Source organism: Arthrobacter sp. MPF02 (genome assembly GCF_046605375.1).
GTDB lineage: Bacteria > Actinomycetota > Actinomycetes > Actinomycetales > Micrococcaceae > Arthrobacter.
Map to the genome: position 1 here is coordinate 3,342,041 of NZ_CP176772.1, position 20,268 is coordinate 3,362,308.

Consider the following 20,268-nt stretch of genomic DNA (forward strand, 5'->3'; position numbering starts at 1 on the left):
CCTAGTCTGCGCCGGGCAGGCAGACCTCCACGAGGCCGCCGGTAACCCTGGTGTCGAAGCGCGGCTGGCGGGAGGTGGCAGGACCGGCCTGGACTTCGCCGGTCCGCAGCGAGAATGTGCTGCGGTGCCACGGGCAGACCACGCACGGTTCGCTGTCGTCATTGACGCTGCCCTGCTTGAGCTTGCCCTCGTGCAGCGGGCCGGAGAGGTGGCTGCACACGTCGGACAGCACGTTCACCGTATCGCCCTCGCGGTGCACAAGAAGCGGCAGGCCGGCGACCTCGCGCTTGGACAGCTGCCCGTCAGGCAGGTCGGACAGTTGGGCCATCGGATGCCAGCCGGAGGGGAAACGGTGGGGTACATCTTCGCTGTGGTTGACGCCGGCTGCCTGACGGTAACTCAGGTGGCCGCCCAGGAAGCCGCCCCCGCCAACCGCAGCGAGCCCGAGGTAACCCAGCACCTTGCCGCTGGTTTCCCGGCCCCGGGCACGCTGCACCAGCGAGGCAACGTACAAACTCGCTGCCGTGATATTCGCGGCAGCATGGACCAGGCCCACCCGCTGCTGCTGGCTATGCAGCTGCGACCAATCCGTAAAGCCGGCGATCGCAGACGGGACGGCGCTCAGAGTTCCCACACCAACCAACACTTTGGCCGCATGGCCGGTCCCGGGCAGCGCATCCAGGACACCTGCTGAGACCCACGCCCCGATGGGCACCTGCACCGCCAGCGGGTGCACGGGGTGCCCGATCGGTACCCCGTGCAGGATGTCCCGGGCCCAGCGTGGCCGGACCACCTTCTTCACGGCTTTCCGGACACTCTTGGCGATCGGGTCAAGCCAATCGGCATCTTCCAGGCGGGTCACAAGCTCAAGTGCAGGCAGCGGCTTCATGGGATCTCCCTTACCCGGTTTCCCGGTATCCAGTCGTTGCCCGGAAGCCTAGCCGGTACAGCGGCCCGGACAACAGGGGCAGCAGGACGGAAACGGGTGCCCCTGTAGGAGCCGGCTAACGCAGTGGCGATCCCAGCACCGTGAACTGGTGGCCGCCCATCTCGCCGGACAGCAGGGGCATGGCTTCGGCAATTGCGGCCCGGACACTGTCGAGTTGCAGCGAGTTCCGGTGCGCCTCCGGCGACTCCCACAGTTCGCTGACAAATACGGTGTCCGGTGCATCGTCATTGACGCCAACCTCGTACAGCAGGCAGCCGGCCTCCTTCAGGCCCGGCATCGGCCGGAGCAGGATGGACACGACGGCGTCGCGCTGGCCGGGCTTGGTTCCGAGGCTTCCCACATTGGCAAAAGTCATGGCTACAGTCTGCAGCAGATCACGGGGTAGGAATAGCGACGGCGGCGCCGGGCCGCCGTCGTACGCCCGCCTCCGTCTTGTCCCGCCCAGTTGAAGCCGACCTCCCCTCCGCGGATGTCGCACCCCTGTGGTTGGATGGTGTCCTCATTGGGGATGGAGGCGGGACATGGAAGTCTGGACGGGGAGCCCTTATCCGCTGGGCGCCACCTACGATGGCAGCGGCACAAACTTTGCGGTGTTCAGCGAGGCGGCCCACGCTGTCCACCTCTGCCTGTTCGGTGACGACGGCACAGAGCAGCGCATCCCGCTTGAAGCCGTGGACGGCTTTGTCTGGCACTGCTACCTTCCCCATGTCCTGCCCGGGCAGCTCTACGGCTACCGGGTGGACGGCCCCTACAACCCGGGCCAGGGCCTGCGCTGCAACCCCAACAAGCTCCTGATGGACCCATACGCGAAAGCCATGAGCGGGGACATCACCTGGGGCCAGCCAATGTTTTCGTACAACTTTGGCGATCCGCTCTCCTTCAACGCAGAGGACTCGGCGCCCAACACCATGCGGTCTGTGGTCATCAGTCCCTTCTTCGACTGGCAGCACGACCGTCCGCCAAAGATCCCTTACAACGACACCCTGATCTACGAGGCCCACGTGAAGGGCCTCACCATGACCCACCCCGAGGTGCCGGAGAACGAACGCGGTACCTACGCCGGGATAGCCCACCCCGCCGTAATCGAGCACCTGCAGAAGCTGGGGGTCACAGCCATCGAATTGATGCCGGTGCACCAGTTCGTCCAGGACAGCGTGCTGAAAGACAGGGGCCTGCGCAACTACTGGGGCTACAACACCATTGGCTTCTTCGCCCCGCACGAAAGCTACAGTTCCAGCACCCGGCCCGGGCAGCAGGTGCAGGAATTCAAGGCGATGGTCCGGTCCCTGCATTCCGCGGGCATCGAGGTGATTCTCGACGTCGTCTACAACCACACGGCCGAGGGCAACCATATGGGTCCCACGCTGTCCTTCAAGGGCATCGACAACCAGGCGTATTACCGGCTGGTGGACCACGAGAAACAGCACTACCTGGACTATACGGGCACCGGCAACACCATCAACGTCCGGCACCCGCACGCCCTGCAGCTGCTGATGGACTCCCTGCGCTACTGGGTGCTGGACATGCACGTGGACGGGTTTCGCTTCGACCTCGCCTCAGCACTGGCCCGGGAATTCTATGAGGTGGACCGGCTGTCCAGTTTCTTCGATTTGGTGCAGCAGGACCCGGTGGTGTCGCAGGTCAAGCTGATTGCGGAGCCATGGGATGTCGGCCCCGGCGGCTACCAGGTGGGCAATTTCCCGCCCCTGTGGACGGAGTGGAACGGAAAATACCGCGACGCCGTCCGCGACTTCTGGCGCGGCGCCCCCGCCACCCTGGGCGAATTCGCCTCGCGGCTGGCCGGTTCGTCGGACCTGTACGAAAGCTCCGGACGCCGCCCGGTGGCATCCATCAACTTCGTCACCGCCCACGACGGCTTCACCCTGCGCGACCTGGTTTCCTACAACCACAAGCACAACGAGGCCAACGGCGAGAACAACAACGACGGCGAATCCCACAACCGTTCCTGGAACTGCGGGGTGGAAGGCCCTACCGAGGATCCTGAAATCCTGGCCCTGCGCGCCCGCCAGCAACGCAATTTCCTTGCCACCCTCCTGCTTTCCCAGGGTGTGCCGATGGTGGCGCACGGCGACGAGCTGGGCCGGACCCAGCTGGGCAACAACAACGTCTACTGCCAGGATTCACCGCTGTCCTGGATCAACTGGGACAAAGCCGATAAACCGCTCAACGAGTTCCTGGCCGCGGTCAGCACCCTGCGGCGCGAACACCCCACCTTCCGCCGCAACCGGTTCTTCGACGGCCGGCCGGTCCGGCGGGCCCTCAGCCAGCCGCTTCCGGACATCGTCTGGCTGAATACCGATGCAACTGAAATGGTCCCTGAGGACTGGGGCAACCCGCTGGCCCGGGCGTTGGGAGTTTTCTACAACGGCGAGGCGGTGGGCAAGGATCATCGCGGCCGGGTGATCCGGGACCACCACTTCCTGCTGTACTGCAATTCCGGGGACCATCCCGTCGACTTCACACTGCCGAGCTCCGAGTACGCGCCGGCATGGGAGCAGCTGATCGACACAGCCGGCGAACACGCGGACCAGGGCTTCCTCAAGGCAGACGGCACGGTGAAACTGGCCGCCAAGTCGCTGCTGGTCCTTCGGGCTTACGCCAAACCGCCGGAGAAGCCCGACCACTCCGTGGCGGCCTCGCTGGCCCTGATTACGGCACCCGAATCCGCCAGGCTGCCGAAGCCCTAGCTTCGGCAGCCGCGGTTGCGCGGCGATGAACCGATTGTCACCGTCGAGTTCCTGGACGTTCACCGTCGGCCAGCTCAATCTCCTCCGGCCAAATTCCCTGTCACGGCACGCTTCAGCTGCCAGCGGCCAGGGTTCCCGGATGGACGACGGCGCCGCTCGCCGTCGTATCTTCGTTCAGCATCCAGCCCACGCGCTTCACGGTCCGCAGCATCACCACGCTCTCCACCAGCTCAATGCCCGGAACCTTTTGCTGCAGCGCCAGCTCAGCACTCATCACGTCCGCGAGCGACTGCAGCCACATGATGATCACGAAGTTGGTTGCGCCCGTGGTGGAAGCACTGAGCCGGACGTTGCTGATGGTGCGGAAGGCCGCCGCTGCTTCCTCGTGCCGGCCTGCCGGCACATTGGCGAACCACTGGCAGGTCACCGGGAACGACGAGTAGCGCTGCGCCAGTTCGCAGCGGAAGAGCAGCAGGCCGCTGGCGAGGACTCTGTTCAGCTGCCGCTGCACAGTGGCAGGATGCCGTTCAAGGTCCCGGGCGATCTCGGCCGCCGTAGCCCGGCCATCCCTGGCCAAATACGGGAGCAGGTCGAGGTGGCTCTGCGGGAGCGGGGCTGTTGCTGCCTCCCTGCCGGCACCCGGCACTCCCTGCCCCAGCGAGCGGAGCGTCGCGAGCTGGGACTTGTCCAGAATGTTTAGTCGCCACTCGTCGGCACTGGTGTGAAGCCTGGTGCACAGCGCCGTCTGGTATTTCGTCAAGCCCTCGATGGCTTTCAGCCGCGAGACCACGTTGGTGCTGAACTCCTCGAGGGATCCTGTGATGACCGTCAGCATGAGGTCCCGGTTGCTCGCCGCCTCCTCCACCGTGACAATTTCCGGAATCGCCGCCAATTGTGCCGTCACACTGTCCCTCAGGTTCATGTCGCAGTCCACGGCCACGAAGGCGAGCAGCATCTGGCGCGGGTCGCCCGCGAGGTGCGCCGTCACCCAGGCCGAACCGCTGGCCTTCAACCGTTCCCATCGGGCAGCCAGCGTCGTGGCATGCACGCCAAGGACCTTCGCCGCGTCCGCCCAGCCAAGCCGGGGATGCGACTGAAGGACCTGGATGAGTGCCAGGTCTTCCTCGCTGAGCTCCATCAATAATTTCTTCCCTGCATGATTCCTGCTTCGGGCTTATAAAAGCAGCATATTTCCTGCACTTTCGGCGCCTGTGAACCAGGCCACTTCAGAATAAACCTCAAACCTGGCCGTACAAGTTGAGGAGAACAAGTGCCCATTGCCAACGACGCCCGCGATCTGCATGAAGACCTCATCCGCCTCCGCCACGACCTGCACCGGGAACCGGAAATTGGCCTGCACCTTCCCCGGACCCAGGAGCGTGTCCTCCAGGCGCTCGACGGCCTGCCCTACGAGATCACCCTGGGCAAGGAAACGACGTCGGTCACCGCGGTCCTGCGCGGCGGTGCCGGTGACGGCAACGAAGGCCGCGGCGGGGAAGGCAGTGCCGGGAACAGCACCCCGCGGCCGGCCGTCCTGCTCCGCGCCGACATGGACGGGCTACCCGTGCAGGAAAAGACCGGCGTGGATTACACCTCCCGGACCGACGGCGCCATGCACGCCTGCGGCCACGATCTGCACACCTCCATGCTCGCCGGAGCCGCCACGCTCCTGGCGGGGAAGAGGCACCTGCTTGCCGGCGACGTCGTGCTCATGTTCCAGCCCGGCGAGGAAGGTTGCGATGGAGCAGGCTACATGCTCCGCGAAGGTGTCCTGGACGCCGCCGGCCCGCGCGTCCAGGCAGCCTACGGGATGCACGTGTTCTCCTCGCTGGAGCCGCACGGCACGTTCTGCACCAAGCCCGGGGTAATGCTCAGCGCCTCCGACGGACTCGAGGTCACCGTCCTGGGCGCCGGCGGCCACGGCTCTGCTCCGCACGCGGCGAAGGACCCGGTGACGGTGGCGGCGGAGATGGTGACCGCACTGCAGGTGATGGTCACCCGGCAGTTCAACATGTTCGATCCCGTCGTGCTGTCCGTCGGGGTGCTGCACGCCGGGACCAAACGCAATGTCATCCCGGAATCGGCACGGATCGAGGCGACAGTCCGGACATTCTCCGAAACCTCCCGGATGAAGATGATGGAGGCGGTGCCGCGCCTGCTGCAGGGCATCGCCGCGGCGCACGGAGTTGAGGTCCACGTCGACTACCAGCCGGAGTACCCCCTCACCATCACCAACGAGGACGAAACAAACACTGCCGAGAAAGTGATCATGGAGCTGTTCGGCGAGCGCCGCCTGTCCCGCTGGGCCACCCCGCTTAGCGGATCCGAGGACTTCTCCCGCGTGCTGGCGGAGGTGCCCGGCACCTTCGTGGGACTCAGCGCCGTCGCCCCCGGCGGCGACCCGTCCACCTCACCCTTCAACCACTCCCCCTATGCAACGTTCGACGACGGTGTGCTGGCTGACGGTGCCGCGCTCTACGCGGAGCTGGCCATCTCCAGGCTGGCCACACTGTCCGCCACCGCCTGACCACTGCCTGGCCACAACTGCCAGACCGCCGGGCAGCAGCGCGCTGCCCGGCACCTCCCCTCCACACCGACCACCAGGAAGCAACAATGTCCATTGCAGCAACAACGCAGCAGACTGAACGGGTGTCCACCGCGAAAACCATTGTCGGCACCGGCATCGGCAACGCCGTGGAATGGTACGACTGGGCCATCTACGCCACGTTCACGCCGTTCATCGCCAGCCAGCTCTTCAGCAAGGCCGACCCGGCGTCGGCCGTGCTGTCCACCCTGGCGATCTTCGCCGTCGGCTTCGTTGCCCGGCCCTTCGGTGGTTTCCTGTTCGGCTGGATTGGCGACAGGGTAGGCCGAAAGACCTCGATGACCCTCGCCGTTGGTCTCGCTTCGCTGGGCAGCCTGATGATCGGCATCGCGCCGACATTCGCCAGCATCGGGGCGTGGGCATCGCTGATGCTGCTGGTGGCCCGGCTCATCCAGGGCCTGGCTCACGGTGGCGAGTTGCCGTCGTCGCAAACCTACCTGTCCGAGATGGCACCCAGGGAACACCGCGGGTTCTGGGCGACGCTGATCTACACCTCAGGTACGGTGGGCATTTTGTTCGGCACGCTGCTCGGCGCCGTGCTGAACATGACGCTGACCGCTGAGGCGATGAACGCGTGGGGCTGGCGCATCCCGTTCCTGCTGGGTGCCGCGATGGGCCTGTACGCGTTGATCATGCGGGCACGGCTGCATGAGACCGATGCGTTCGAGGGCGAATCCGCCTTCGAAAGGCGTGCCCCGATATGGCCGCAGGTTGTCCGCTACCGGAAGCAGGCGCTGCAGGTGATCGGGCTGACCGTGGGCCTGACGGTGATCTACTACATCTGGGGCGTGGTGGCACCGAGCTATGCCACGACAGCACTGAAGATCGACCGCGGCGAGGCGCTGTGGGCCGGCGTCGTCGCCAACATCGTCTTCATCGCCGCCCTCCCGGTATGGGGCAAGCTTTCGGACCGGATCGGGCGGAAGAAGGTTCTGTGGGCCGGCGCCATCGGCTCCGCCGTCTGCCATTTCCCGATGACCTGGCTGCTGAAGGACTCCGCCTGGCAGCTGGCCGTCAGCATGTCCGTCATGCTGGTCTTCATTGCCGCGAGCGCTGCCATCGTCCCGGCCGTGTACGCCGAGCTGTTTCCGACGTCGATCCGAACCGTGGGCGTCGGGGTACCGTATTCGATCTGCGTGGCTGCCTTTGGCGGGACCGCGCCATACCTGCAGCAGTGGCTGGGCGCGTCCCTGAACGCGCCGCAGGTTTTCAACATCTACGCGGTCCTGCTGCTGGTCATTAGCGCGGCATTCGTCTTCACCATACCCGAGACAAAGGGCAAGGATCTCACACAGTGAACATAGGCGGCAGGGGGTTTAGTGTGGCCTTCCGCCCATGTTCAAATGGGAAGGTTGAACCGGCTGCCCGAGTCCGACCGAGGCCTCGGCCATAGGGAAGGAAGCATATGACGGACCCCCAGGACCATCCCCCTGTCCCCACCCCGGGAAGCGCACAGGGGCTGGACCAAAAGGTGGAAGGCGGCTGCCCTGTCGCCCATGACAGCGTGACCTCGCATGGCAGCGAGAGCGAAAACCCGGCGATTGACTCTCCGCAGCCCAAGGGCCACCGGCCCCGGACGGTCTCCGACTGGTGGCCAAACCAGCTCGACCTCTCCGTCCTCCACGCGCACCACCCGGCTGCCAACCCGCTGGGACCCACCTTCAATTACTCGGAAGAGTTCCAAAACCTCGACGTCGAGGCCCTCAAGCAGGACATCATCGAAGTCCTGACCACCTCCCAGGACTGGTGGCCCGCGGACTTCGGCCACTACGGCGGCCTGATGATCCGGATGAGCTGGCACGCCGCCGGCACCTACCGCGTCCACGACGGCCGCGGCGGCGCAGGGGACGGCGGCCAGCGGTTCGCGCCGCTGAACAGCTGGCCCGACAACGCCAACCTGGACAAAGCCCGCCGCCTGCTGTGGCCGGTCAAGCAAAAGTACGGCCAGAAGCTCTCCTGGGCCGACCTGCTGGTCCTCGCCGGCAACGTTGCCCTCGAGTCGATGGGCTTCAAGACCTTTGGCTTTGCCTTTGGCCGCGAAGACGTATGGGCGCCCGAGGAGATTTTCTGGGGCCCCGAGGACACCTGGCTGGGCGATGAGCGCTACATCGGCGAAGGCCAGATGGCTGAAGATGTGGGGTCCACCGAGATGGGCCTCATCTACGTCAACCCCGAGGGCCCGATGGGAAACCCTGATCCGAAGCTTGCCGCTGCCTTCATCCGCGAGACCTTCAAGCGCATGGCGATGAACGACGAGGAGACCTTCGCCCTGATCGCCGGCGGACATACCTTCGGCAAGACGCACGGTGCAGGCCCTGCAGACGCGCACGTAGGCCCCGAGCCTGAAGCGGCTAACCTCGAGGCGCAGGGCCTGGGCTGGCTCAGCACCTACGGGTCCGGCAAGGGTGCGGACACCATCACCTCCGGGCTTGAGGTTACGTGGACCGACCGGCCGACCCAGTGGAGCAACCGCTTCCTGGAAATCCTGTTCGAGAACGAGTGGGAGCTCGTCAAGAGCCCGGCCGGTGCGCACCAGTGGGTAGCCAAGGACGCCGAGAAGATCATTCCGGACGCCCATGATCCGGAGAAAAAGCACCGGCCCACCATGCTCACCACGGACCTGTCGCTGCGCTTCGATCCGGTCTACGAGAAGATCGGCCGCCGGTTCCTGGAGAACCCGGACGAGTTCGCCCTGGCGTTCGCCAAGGCCTGGTACAAGCTGCTTCACCGCGACATGGGACCCGTCGGCCCCCACATGCTCGGCCCGTGGGTGCCCGAACCGCAAATCTGGCAGGACCCCGTCCCGGCCGTGGACCATGAGCTGATTGACGGGCAGGACATCGCCTCGCTCAAGGCACAGCTGTTGGACTCCGGCCTGTCCGTCTCCCAGCTGGCCAGGACTGCGTGGGCGTCGGCGGCGACCTTCCGCAAGACCGACAGGCGCGGCGGCGCCAACGGGGCGCGGATCCGGCTGGAACCGCAGCGCGGCTGGGAATCCAATGAGCCTGAACAGCTGGATGCTGCCTTGCAGGCCATTGAGGGTGTGCAGCAGAAGTTCAACTCCGCCCAAAACGGAGGCAAGAAGGTATCGCTGGCCGACCTGATCGTCCTCGGCGGCTGTGCCGCCGTGGAGAAGGCAGCAGCCGACGCCGGATTCCCCGTCACCGTGCCCTTCCGTCCCGGCCGCACGGATGCCAGCCAGGAACAGACCGACGTCGAGTCCGTCCAGTACCTGCAGCCGCGGGCGGACGGGTTCCGCAACTATGTGCGTCCCGGCAACAAGCTGCAGCCGGAAACCCTCCTGCTGGACAAGGCATACATGCTGGACCTTTCCGCGCCGGAGATGACAGTGCTCGTTGGCGGCATGCGGGCGCTGGGCACCAACGTGGGCGGTTCCTCGCACGGTGTGCTCACGGACCGCCCCGGGGTCCTCACGAACGATTTCTTCGTCAACCTGCTGTCCCCCGGCACCCGCTGGAAGGCATCGGAAAACGAAGCTGACGTTTACGAGATCAGCGATGTCGCTACGGGCGAGCTGAAGTGGACGGCAACGCCGGTGGACCTGGTGTTCGGCTCCAACTCGCAGCTCCGGGCCCTGTCCGAGGTTTACGCCAGCGAAGACGGCCGGGAAAAGTTTGTCACCGACTTCGTGGCCGCGTGGACCAAAGTCATGGAGCTTGACCGCTTCGACCTGCGCTAATAGTCACCGCGAAAAGGCCGGCTGCACTGCAGCCGGCCTTTTTCATGCCCTCTGCCGCCGGCCTGCTGCCGCACACTCGGGCTTCCCCTTGACTCCCGTCGCCACCCTTCCCTACACTTTTCATAAAGCAGAATCTAAATTCCACAAAGCGGAAAGTGCGAAGAAGCCGGAAGCACGGGAAGATAGATCAAAGCCCTCCTCGGAAGGACCTACGATGACGTACACAGTGAACTGCTCCATCCTCCTCACGGAGCTGCCCCTGCTCGAGCGCCCCGCGGCGGCCAAGGCAGCAGGCTTTGACGCCGTCGAGTTCTGGTGGCCCTTCGACACCTCCGTCCCCGCCGACAGCGACATCACCAGCTTCGAGAACGCCATCAGGGACGCAGGCGTCCAGCTGACAGGCCTGAACTTCAACGCCGGCAACATGCCGGGCGGTGACCGGGGCCTGGTCTCCTGGAAGGGCCGCTGCTCCGAGTTCAAGGACAACATCGACGTCGTTGCCGGCATCGGCGAGCGCCTCGGCTGCAAGGCCTTCAACGCCCTTTACGGCAACCGGCAGGAAGAGTTCACCCCGCAAGAGCAGGACGAACTCGCCGTCAAGAACCTGGCGGCAGCGGCCGAGGGGGTCGCCCGCATCGGCGGCACGGTCCTCCTCGAACCCGTCAGCGGCGCACCCAAATACCCGCTCCTCACCGCCGATGACGCACTCAAGGTCATCGCACGCGTCAAGGCCGAGGCCGGCGTCGGGAACATCAAGCTCCTCGCCGACTTCTACCACCTGGCAGTCAACGGTGACGACGTCGAATCCGTTATCGAGAACCACGCCAAGGACTTCGGCCACATCCAGATCGCCGACAACCCCGGCCGCGGCGCCCCCGGCACCGGCACCCTCCCGCTCGGCGAATGGATCGCCCGCAGCCGCGAACTCGGCTACGAGGGCTACATCGGCCTCGAATACAAGGAGCCGCAGGAATCGGCCTTCAACTGGGCCATCCGCGAACGCGCCTCCCGCTAACCTCCCCCTCACCCAACTAAGTAGCAGCAAGTGTCGTTTTGAGTCCCCAAAACGACACTTGGCGCGACCTAGTTGGGGAAACCCCACGCAGACTTTCCAGAAAGAGAACCATCATGAGCAACGTTGCAGTTATCGGACTCGGAATCATGGGCCTGCCCATGGCCATCAACCTGGTCAAGGCCGGCCACAGCGTCACCGGCTTCAACCGCAGCAAGGACAAGATCGACAAGCTCGTCTCCGAAGGCGGCAAGGGCGCCACCAGCATCGCTGACGCCGTCAAGGATGCCGACGTCGTCATCACCATGGTGCCGGACTCCCCCGACGTCGAAGGTGTGGTGACGGGCAAGGACGGCGTCTTCGCCAATGCCAAACAGGGAACCCTGTGGATCGACGCCTCCAGCATCCGCCCCGACGTCGCCACGCGCCTCGCCGACGAAGCCCGCGAAGCCGGCATCCGCCCCCTCGACGCCCCGGTCTCCGGCGGCGAACAGGGCGCCATCGACGCCGTCCTCTCCATCATGGTCGGCGGCGACAAGGAAGACTTCGACGCCGCCTCGGACGTCCTGAACGCCGTCGGCAAGACCATCGTCCACGTCGGCCCCTCCGGCTCCGGCCAGACAGTGAAGGCCGCCAACCAGCTCATCGTCGCCGTCAACATCGAGGTCCTCGGCGAAGCCATCGCCTTCCTTGAGGCCTACGGCGTGGACACCGACGCCGCCCTCAAAGTCCTCGGCGGCGGCCTCGCCGGCTCCAAGGTCCTTGACCAGAAGGGCCAGAAGATGCTCGACCGCAACTTCGACCCCGGCTTCCGCCTCGCCCTCCACCACAAGGACCTGGGCATCGTCACCTCCGCCGCCCGCGAAGCCAACGTCGCAGTACCCCTCGGCGCCGTCGTCGCACAGCTCGTCGCCGCCACCGTCAACCAGGGCGACGGCGCACTGGACCACTCCGGACTCTTCAAGCAGGTCCTCCAGCTCTCCGGCCGCAAGTAACCAGCCGCCCCAAGAGTTTTTGGGCAGATAACGGGACCTAAGGGCCCCTGAAGTCCCGGTATCTGCCCAAAAACCTCCGACCCCAGCACAGAATCTCAGGCCCACAGCGCCGGGCCTTCCCTCATCACACCCAAAAACAGGTTTCGACAGGCTCAACCACCGGGCCACAACAGACTTTCAAGGAGCACCCCATGAGCAAGATGCGTACCGTTGATGCAGCGGTGGCCATCCTGGAAAAGGAAGGCGCCATCGAGGCGTTCGGCCTGCCAGGCGCCGCCATCAACCCCTTCTACTCCGCAATGCGCGCCCACGGCGGCATCCGCCACACGCTCGCCCGCCACGTTGAGGGCGCGAGCCACATGGCCGACGGCTTCAGCCGCGCCAAGGACGGCAACATCGGCATCTGCATCGGCACCTCCGGCCCCGCCGGCACGGACATGATCACCGGCCTCTACGCGGCATGGGCGGACTCCATCCCCATGCTCTGCATCACAGGCCAGGCCCCGGTGGCCAAGCTGCACAAGGAAGACTTCCAGGCCGTCGACATCGAGTCCATCGCCAAGCCCGTCACCAAAATGGCCATGACCATCCTGGAGCCCGGACAGGTTCCCGGCGCCTTCCAGAAGGCCTTCCAGCTGATGCGCTCCGGCCGCCCCGGCCCGGTACTGCTGGACCTGCCCATCGATGTGCAGCTGGCGGAGATCGAATTCGACATCGACGCGTACGAGCCCCTGCCCGTCGAAAAGCCCAAGGCCTCCCGCAAGCAGCTGGAAAAGGCCCTGGACATGCTCACTGCGGCCAAGCACCCGCTGATCGTGGCCGGCGGCGGCATCATCAACGCCGGTGCCTCGGCGCAGCTGGTGGAGCTGGCAGAGATCCTCAACGTGCCGGTCATCCCCACCCTCATGGGCTGGGGCACCATTCCGGACGACCACCAGCTCATGGCCGGCATGGTGGGCCTGCAGACCTCCCACCGCTATGGCAATGAGAACTACCTGCAGAGCGACTTCGTGATCGGCATCGGCAACCGCTGGGCCAACCGCCACACCGGCGGCCTGGAGACCTACACCGCCGGCCGCAAGTTCGTGCACATCGACATCGAGCCCACGCAGATCGGCCGCGTGTTCTCACCGGACCTGGGCATCGCGTCCGACGCCGGCGCGGCGCTGGCCGGACTGGTTGAGCTCGCCAGGGAGCGCAAGGCGGCAGGGTCCCTGCCGGACTACAGCGCCTGGGTTGCCGAGTGCCAGGACCGCAAGGCCTCCCTGCACCGCAAGACCCACTTCGAGAACATCCCCATCAAGCCACAGCGCGTGTACGAGGAGATGAACAAGTCCTTCGGCCGCGACACCATCTACGTGTCCACCATCGGCCTGTCCCAGATCGCCGGCGCCCAGATGCTGCACGTGTTCGGCCCCCGCAAGTGGATCAACGCCGGCCAGGCAGGTCCCCTGGGCTGGACCGCCCCGGCCGCCCTCGGCGTCGCACGTTCCAACCCGGACCAGACCGTGGTGGCCCTCTCCGGCGACTACGACTTCCAGTTCATGATCGAGGAACTGGCCGTGGGCGCCCAGTTCAACCTGCCGTACATCCACGTGGTGGTGAACAACTCCTACCTGGGCCTTATCCGCCAGTCCCAGCGCGGGTTCAACATGGAACAGAACGTGTCCCTGGCGTTCGAGAACATCAACAGCGCGCACCTGTCCGAGGACACCCGGGGCTACGGCGTGGACCACCTGAAGGTGGCTGAAGGCCTGGGCTGCAAGGCCGTCCGCGTGGAGGACCCCAACGACCTCGCCGCCGCGTTCGACAAGGCCAAGGCCCTGATGGGCGAATTCCAGGTGCCCGTGGTGGTGGAAGTGATCCTGGAAAAGGTCACCAACATCTCCATGGGCGTGGAAATCGACGCCGTCAACGAGTTCGAGGAACTGGCCGAGACCGCCGCGGACGCCCCCACCGCCATCCTGGCACTGCAGGACTAAACCATGCGGATCGTGATTGCCCCGGACAAGTTCAAGGGCTCGCTCTCCGCTCCCGAAGTCTGCAGCCACCTGGAAAAGGGCCTGCAGCGCGGAGCGGGCGGCAACCTTGACGTGGTCGGGATTCCGGTGGCCGACGGCGGCGAGGGCACCCTCGAAGCCGCCGTCGGCTCGGGCTTCGCCCGCCGCACGGCACTCGTCACCGGACCTACCGGGCAGCAGGTGGAGGCGGAGTTCGCAGTCCGGGGACACGAGGCCGTCATCGAGATGGCCGCTGCCTCCGGGCTGGCGCTGGTTCCAAACGTCCGGAAGGGCGGGCGGCCGGACACAACGGACGCCACCACCGCCACCAGCCTGGGCACCGGCCAGCTGATCCGGGCCGCGCTGGACGCGGGCTGCCGCCGCATCGTGCTGGGCGTTGGGGGCAGTGCGAATACCGACGGCGGCGCAGGGCTCCTGCAGGGGCTCGGCGCCAGGTTCCTGGACGCAGGGAACAATGAACTTCCACCGGGCGGAGCGGCGCTGGCCAACCTGCACAGCATCGACTTCACAACCTTTGAACCCCGCCTCGTGGACACACGCTTTGTGCTGGCATCCGACGTCGACAACCCCCTGCTGGGCGCCCAGGGCGCCGCGGCGGTGTTCGGCCCGCAGAAGGGTGCCACACAACAGGACGTCGGCATGCTCGACGCCGCCCTGGCCAGGTTTGTCGAAGTCCTGGCCAGGGAAATCGGATTCCGCGCCGTCAAGGCTGCCGAGGCCCCCGGAGCCGGTGCAGCCGGCGGCGTGGGCTATGCCGCCATCGCGGCCCTGGCCGCAACCCGGCGGCCCGGCATCGACGTCGTCCTCGAATTCACCGGACTGGCCGAGCGCCTTGCCGGGGCCGACCTGGTGATCACCGGTGAAGGCAGCCTGGACGAGCAAAGCCTGCTGGGCAAGACGCCCATGGGTGTCGCCCGGGCCGCGGCAGGCCAGGGCGTTCCGGTCATCGCCGTCTGCGGCCGGACCACCCTGGAGCACCACCAGGCGGCGGAAGCCGGATTCGAGGACGTCTACTCTTTGACCGAACTCGAAAGCGATGTAAACAGGTGCATATCAGAAGCTGGACCGCTTCTGGAACAGCTGGGCACCCAGATCAGTGGAAGGCTGGCAGCCGGCAGGCTTGCCCGCACCCCAAGCACCAAGGAGGACCTCCGTGTCTGAAGAACGTTTTGACCTGGTCATCCGGGGCCAGCGCATCCTCACCACCGCCGGCATCGCCCCGCGTGAAGTGGGCGTCCGCGACGGAAAGATCGTCGCCATCGAGCCGCTCGGCAACGGCCTGGCCGGTACCGAGGTCATCGAACTGGCCGATGACGAAACCCTGCTGCCCGGCCTGGTGGACACCCACGTCCACGTCAACGAGCCCGGCCGCACCGAATGGGAAGGCTTCGCCTCCGCCACCCGCGCGGCCGCGGCCGGCGGCGTCACCACCATCATCGACATGCCGCTGAACTCCGTCCCGCCCACCACCACCGTGGCCAACCTCAAGCTCAAGCGCGAGGTGGCCGAGGACCAGGCGTTCATCGACGTCGGGTTCTGGGGCGGCGCCATCCCCGGCAACAAGGCGGACCTGCGCCCGCTGCACGACGACGGCGTTTTCGGTTTCAAGTGCTTCCTCCTGCACTCCGGCGTGGACGAGTTCCCGCACCTGGACGCGGACGAGATGGAAGAGGACATGGCCGAGCTGAAGTCCTTCGACTCGCTCATGATCGTCCACGCCGAGGACTCCCACGCCATCGACCGCGCACCCCACCCCGGCGGAGACCACTACGAAACGTTCCTGGCCTCACGCCCGCGAGGCGCCGAGAACAAGGCCATCGCCGAGGTCATCGAACGGGCCCGCTGGACCGGCGCACGTGCGCACATCCTGCACCTGTCGTCGTCGGACGCGCTGCCCATGATCGCCTCCGCGAAACGCGACGGCGTCAAGCTCACCGTGGAGACGTGCCCGCACTACCTCACGTTGATGGCAGAGGAAATCCCCGACGGCGCCACCGCCTATAAGTGCTGCCCGCCCATCCGTGAGGCCTCCAACCGTGAACTGCTGTGGCAGGGCCTGCTGGACGGTACCATCGACTGCATCGTCTCGGACCACTCCCCCTCCACCCTTGACCTGAAGGACCTGGAAAACGGCGACTTCGCCGTGGCCTGGGGCGGGGTCTCGTCACTTCAGCTGGGACTGTCGCTGATCTGGAGCGAGGCCCGGCACCGCGGCATCCCGCTGGAGCAGGTGGTCTCCTGGATGGCGGAGAAGCCCGCTGCACTGGCCCGCCTCACCAACAAGGGGCAGCTGGCACTGGGCTACGACGCCGACTTCGCTGTCTTCGCCCCTGATGAGGCCTTCGTGGTGGACGTCTCCAAGCTCAAGCACAAGAACCCCATCACCCCCTATGACGGCAAGACCCTCTCCGGCGTGGTGCGCAAGACGTTCCTGCGCGGTGCCGTGGTGGACGGCCAGACCCCCACGGGCAAGCTGATCCGCCGCGGCGGCGTATAGGCCCCGCCGTGGCAGTGGAAGTCCATCATCCGCGGCCGGCGCACCGGCCGAGGATGGTTCCCAAGGCTGCCGCGCGGGGTCTGGCCGTCTGGGTGGTGCCGGCGGAAGGCACCAGCCCGGAACTCCTGCGCCAGGCCGCCCAACTGGTCCTCGCCAGGGCCCTGCAGACTGCTCCGGAGGCGGAAGTCCATTGGCCTGCTGCCGGAGCTCCCACATCCGCCGCGGAAGGAGCCGCAGATTACTCCTCCCGCACTCCTTCCGCGGCGGAGGCGCCGGGTCTTCCTCCCGCGGCACCTGAGGACGACGACGGCGGCACCCGGCTTCCGCCGTCGGCCGGCCCCGTCAGCCGCATGGCCGTGGACCTGGCAGCCGACGTGGTCCTGCTGGACGGCCGGCCCGTGCCGCTCACCGGCGTCGAATTCAAGGTGCTGCGGTACCTGGTGACGCACCTGTCCCGCACGGTGGGACGCCAGGAACTGCAGGAGTTCCTGGAGTCCCTGCACTTCCCCGGCGCCACGGCCCGGTCCATCGATGTCTACGTCGGCCGGATCCGGCGGAAACTGGGCAACTCGCGCCATGCAGTCGCCACCGTCCGCGGCGGCGGATACCAGTTTGTGCCCGGCAAAAACGCCACCGTCCGCGGCCCGGCGGAATACTGCATATGACGCCGGAGTTGTACCACTGAGCGTGAAACCGCTTCACTAGATGCTTGGCCATTATTGACCGACCCTTCCAAAGGAACACCATGAGCCCCACCCTGACCAACAGGTTGCTGCCCGGAACCGAGGCCCCTGAGTTCACCCTCAAGGACGTCCAGGGCCGCGAGACCGCCTTGGCCGACTATCGTGGCAAGAACGTCATCGTGTACTTCTACCCCAAGGCAGCCACCCCCGGCTGCACCACCGAGGCCTGCGACTTCCGCGACAGCCTGGCCTCCCTGCAGGGCAAGGGCTACGAAGTCATCGGCATCTCCCCCGACGCCCCCGAGGCCCTGGCCGGCTTCAGCGGCGACTTCTCCCTGACCTTCCCGCTGCTCTCCGACGAGGACCACGCCGTCGCCCTGGCCTATGGCGCCTGGGGCGAGAAGCTGGTCAACGGCGAAATTGTCGAGGGCATCGTGCGCTCCACAGTTGTGGTGGACCCCGAAGGCAAGGTCACCCTGGCCCAGTACCAGGTCCAGGCCGACGGCCACGTTGCAGCCCTCAAGGAAGCCCTGGGGATCTAGTCTCCCCCTGTTCAATGACCTTTCCGCCAACGCTCCTGCAGTGCGAACTGCAGGAGCGTTCGGCATTAAGCGCCCTTTTAGGCTTCGGCCATTGTGGGTAAGGGCACCGCATGGAGCACACAGTGGACAACAATCAGGGACAGCTGCGCGGCCGGATGGGGAAACTTGGTTTTGGCGGCACCGGGGTGGGGAACCTGTACAGGGCGATCTCCGATGAGCAGGCGGCGGCAACCATCCGGGCGGCCTGGGATGCCGGCATCCGCTACTTCGACACGGCACCACACTACGGACTGGGCCTGTCCGAGCGGCGCATCGGGGAGATCCTCAAGGACAAGCCGCGGGAGGAGTTTGTCCTGTCCACCAAGGTAGGCAGGGTCCTGGTCCCGTCGCCGGCAACCCAGGACTCGAAAGACCCCGACGGCTTCGACGTCCCCGCCACCCTCCGGCGCGAATGGGACCCGTCCGAGGCAGGGGTCCGGCGGAGCATCGAGGACTCGCTGGAACGGCTGGGCCTGGACTACATCGACATCGCCTACCTCCACGATCCGGACGTCTACAGCATGGAGGACGCCGTGAAGACGGCGCTGCCCGCGCTCGAGAAGGTCAGGGCCGAGGGGCTAGTGCGGGCCATCGGCGTCGGCACCAACACGGCCGGCGCCGCCATGGAGTGCGTGGAAGCAGCCGACCTGGACCTGCTCATGCTGGCCGGCAGGTTCACCATGCTGGAACAGCCTGGATCGGACGGGCGCCCGGGCGCCGGCCTGCTGGACCGCTGCCGGGAACTGGAAACCGGAGTGGTGAGCGTGGGCGTCTACAACTCCGGCATCCTCGCCAAACCCGAGCTGCCGGATGACGCGCACTACAACTACTCCCAGGCCAGCGACGAGATCCTGTCGCGTGCACGGAAGCTGGCCGACATCTGCAAGGAGCACGGCGTGGAACTGCCCACTGCCGCCATCCAGTTCCCCTTCCGGCACCCCGCAGTCGTGAACGTCACGGTGGGCGCCAGCAAGCCCGAGCAGATCACGGGAAGCGCGGAGCGCATGGCGGCGGAGGTTCCGCAGGAGCTGTGGCAGGACCTGCAGGACCGGGGCCTCCTGCCCGCCTGAGTGCCGCCGCCGGATCCGTTGCCCGTTACCGGCGGCGGTGACAGGATGGGCGTCATGGCGATCGAGGTGCGTCCCGCAACCGCTTTTGAAGACGTCAAGGCGCTGGTGGGGCCAAAGCGGCCCGACGCGAATGTCTGCTGGTGCCTGAGCTACCGGATCCCCTCCAAGCAGAACCAGGCACTGCACGGGCCCGAACGCGGCGAGCTGGTAAAGCAACTGGTGGCACAGGATCCGCCGCCGGGCGTGTTGGCGTACGACGACGGCGAGCCCGTGGGGTGGGCGGCCGTCCACCCCCGCGCCGACACCACCTTCGCCGGGAACCGTAAAATCCCGCATGTGGACAACCTGGAGGTCTGGTCCGTATGGTGCATCCGCGTGCGTCCGGGCCACCGCGGCAAGGGCATCTCGCACGCCCTGTTGGCAGGGGCGGTGGACTTCGCCCGCTCCTACGGGGCGCCCGCCGTCGAGGGCTATCCCGTGGACAATGCGGGATCAAAAGTGGACCTGACCATGGCCTACGTGGGCACCCGCAAGCTCTTCGAGGACGCCGGCTTCACCAAGGCCGCGGACACCGGGTCGGTGCTGAACGGGTTCCCGCGCGTGCTGATGCGGCTGGACCTCGCCTAATTTCCAGAGAACCTAATCTCCCACCGCGTCCCGGCCGCGCTGCACCAGGAGCGGATCCGGATCGTGGACCACGGACGGGTCCTTGCCCTCATAGTCGAACTGGTTCAGGAAGTAGCGCATCATGCATGGTGACCGAGAACCAGAACTTGGTGACATGGATCCCGGCGTCCACCAGCATCTGCTCGAACACCGGCGCCTGGTTCATGAAAATGTTGTATTCGTCTTCCGTGCAGAATCCCATGACCCGCTCCACGTTGGCCCGGTTGTACCATGAGCGGTCGAACATCACGATCTCGCCGGCCGTGGGCAGGTGCTGGACATAGCGCTGGAAGTACCACTGGCCCTGTTCGCGGTCGGACGGTTTGCCCAGCGCTACTGTCCTGGCGGACCGGGGATCCAGGTGTTCCGTAAACCGCTTGATCGTTCCGCCCTTGCCGGCGGCGTCGCGGCCCTCGAAGACGATGACGTGCTTCAGCCCGTTGTCCTGGGCCCAGTACTGGAACTTCAGCAGCTCAATCTGCAGCAGGTACTTCCCGACGTCGTATTCGTCCCGGGTCATCCGCTCCGGGTAGGGGTAGTCGTCGCGCCACGTCTCCACCGCGGATCCGCCCGGATCAATCAGCTCCGGATCGTCGCCCTGCCCACCGCTCACCGTATAGCCAAGCTCCACGAGGTCGTCGATGGTCTGCCGGAGGTTGTCCCGCACCCACCATTCGTCCTTGGGTATCAATGGCATTGGCGGCTGCGTCATTCGTGCTCCTCAATCTGGTCCACGTCCAGGGGCTGGACGGGCCGCAGTTTAACAACGGAAGGTAACCGG

At 66.1% G+C, this 20,268-nt stretch carries 16 protein-coding genes and 1 pseudogene; 13 read left to right on the forward strand and 4 right to left on the reverse strand.

Going from position 1 to position 20,268, the window contains the following annotated elements; genetic code table 11:
- Nucleotide 1: 1 nt before the first annotated feature.
- Together ACLH0K_RS15855 and ACLH0K_RS15860 are read right to left on the reverse strand one after the other, a co-directional pair.
- A complete protein-coding gene (locus ACLH0K_RS15855) occupies nt 2-889 on the reverse strand; it encodes a Rieske 2Fe-2S domain-containing protein (RefSeq protein ID WP_411374500.1) in 888 nt (295 codons plus the stop codon).
- Between the two features lie 115 nt (nt 890-1,004).
- Nucleotides 1,005-1,304 (reverse strand): putative quinol monooxygenase, encoded by a 300-nt coding sequence (locus ACLH0K_RS15860; protein WP_411374501.1) that lies wholly within the window; start codon nt 1,302-1,304, stop codon nt 1,005-1,007.
- A gap of 166 nt (nt 1,305-1,470) precedes the next feature.
- On the opposite strand from ACLH0K_RS15860, the gene glgX reads away from it, so the two are divergent.
- Nucleotides 1,471-3,657, forward strand: a complete 2,187-nt coding sequence (gene glgX, locus ACLH0K_RS15865) for a glycogen debranching protein GlgX (RefSeq protein ID WP_411374502.1) — start codon at nt 1,471-1,473, stop codon at nt 3,655-3,657.
- 112 nt (nt 3,658-3,769) lie between these two features.
- Here the strand turns inward: glgX and ACLH0K_RS15870 are convergent, their stop codons facing one another.
- Nucleotides 3,770-4,795, reverse strand: a complete 1,026-nt coding sequence (locus tag ACLH0K_RS15870; RefSeq protein ID WP_411374503.1) for an Lrp/AsnC family transcriptional regulator — start codon at nt 4,793-4,795, stop codon at nt 3,770-3,772.
- A gap of 132 nt (nt 4,796-4,927) precedes the next feature.
- On the opposite strand from ACLH0K_RS15870, the gene ACLH0K_RS15875 reads away from it, so the two are divergent.
- From ACLH0K_RS15875 to ACLH0K_RS15930, 12 genes are all read left to right on the forward strand, one after another.
- A complete protein-coding gene (locus ACLH0K_RS15875; protein ID WP_411374504.1) occupies nt 4,928-6,184 on the forward strand; it encodes a M20 metallopeptidase family protein in 1,257 nt (418 codons plus the stop codon).
- 86 nt (nt 6,185-6,270) lie between these two features.
- Nucleotides 6,271-7,560: an MFS transporter gene (locus ACLH0K_RS15880; protein ID WP_411374505.1), complete on the forward strand. Its 1,290-nt coding sequence runs from the start codon at nt 6,271-6,273 to the stop codon at nt 7,558-7,560.
- Between the two features lie 107 nt (nt 7,561-7,667).
- Nucleotides 7,668-9,962: a catalase/peroxidase HPI gene (gene katG, locus ACLH0K_RS15885; protein WP_411374506.1), complete on the forward strand. Its 2,295-nt coding sequence runs from the start codon at nt 7,668-7,670 to the stop codon at nt 9,960-9,962.
- Between the two features lie 214 nt (nt 9,963-10,176).
- The gene (locus ACLH0K_RS15890; protein WP_411374507.1) at nt 10,177-10,977 is read left to right on the forward strand and encodes a hydroxypyruvate isomerase family protein; all 801 of its coding nucleotides are present in this window, start codon (nt 10,177-10,179) and stop codon (nt 10,975-10,977) included.
- 38 nt (nt 10,978-11,015) lie between these two features.
- On the forward strand, nt 11,016-11,969 hold the full coding sequence (locus ACLH0K_RS15895) for a 2-hydroxy-3-oxopropionate reductase (RefSeq protein ID WP_411374508.1): 954 nt from the start codon (nt 11,016-11,018) through the stop codon (nt 11,967-11,969).
- 191 nt (nt 11,970-12,160) lie between these two features.
- Nucleotides 12,161-13,951: a glyoxylate carboligase gene (gene gcl / locus ACLH0K_RS15900; RefSeq protein WP_411374509.1), complete on the forward strand. Its 1,791-nt coding sequence runs from the start codon at nt 12,161-12,163 to the stop codon at nt 13,949-13,951.
- Nucleotides 13,952-13,954: 3 nt separating this feature from the next.
- On the forward strand, nt 13,955-15,151 hold the full coding sequence (locus ACLH0K_RS15905; RefSeq protein ID WP_411374510.1) for a glycerate kinase: 1,197 nt from the start codon (nt 13,955-13,957) through the stop codon (nt 15,149-15,151).
- Nucleotides 15,144-16,487 (forward strand): allantoinase AllB, encoded by a 1,344-nt coding sequence (gene allB / locus ACLH0K_RS15910; RefSeq protein ID WP_411374511.1) that lies wholly within the window; start codon nt 15,144-15,146, stop codon nt 16,485-16,487. The genes ACLH0K_RS15905 and allB overlap by 8 nt, the downstream gene beginning before the upstream one ends.
- Before the next feature lie 8 nt (nt 16,488-16,495).
- On the forward strand, nt 16,496-17,152 hold the full coding sequence (locus ACLH0K_RS15915; RefSeq protein ID WP_411374512.1) for a winged helix-turn-helix domain-containing protein: 657 nt from the start codon (nt 16,496-16,498) through the stop codon (nt 17,150-17,152).
- A gap of 80 nt (nt 17,153-17,232) precedes the next feature.
- Nucleotides 17,233-17,712 carry a thioredoxin-dependent thiol peroxidase gene (bcp, locus tag ACLH0K_RS15920; RefSeq protein WP_411374513.1) on the forward strand — a complete coding sequence of 160 codons (480 nt, stop codon included), beginning with the start codon at nt 17,233-17,235 and terminating at the stop codon, nt 17,710-17,712.
- A gap of 110 nt (nt 17,713-17,822) precedes the next feature.
- The gene (locus tag ACLH0K_RS15925) at nt 17,823-18,821 is read left to right on the forward strand and encodes an aldo/keto reductase (RefSeq protein ID WP_411374514.1); all 999 of its coding nucleotides are present in this window, start codon (nt 17,823-17,825) and stop codon (nt 18,819-18,821) included.
- A gap of 54 nt (nt 18,822-18,875) precedes the next feature.
- Nucleotides 18,876-19,448, forward strand: a complete 573-nt coding sequence (locus ACLH0K_RS15930) for an N-acetyltransferase family protein (protein ID WP_411374515.1) — start codon at nt 18,876-18,878, stop codon at nt 19,446-19,448.
- A 12-nt stretch (nt 19,449-19,460) separates the two neighbouring features.
- Here the strand turns inward: ACLH0K_RS15930 and ACLH0K_RS15935 are convergent.
- Nucleotides 19,461-20,199 (reverse strand): annotated as a pseudogene (locus ACLH0K_RS15935) (polyphosphate kinase 2).
- Nucleotides 20,200-20,268: the final 69 nt, after the last annotated feature.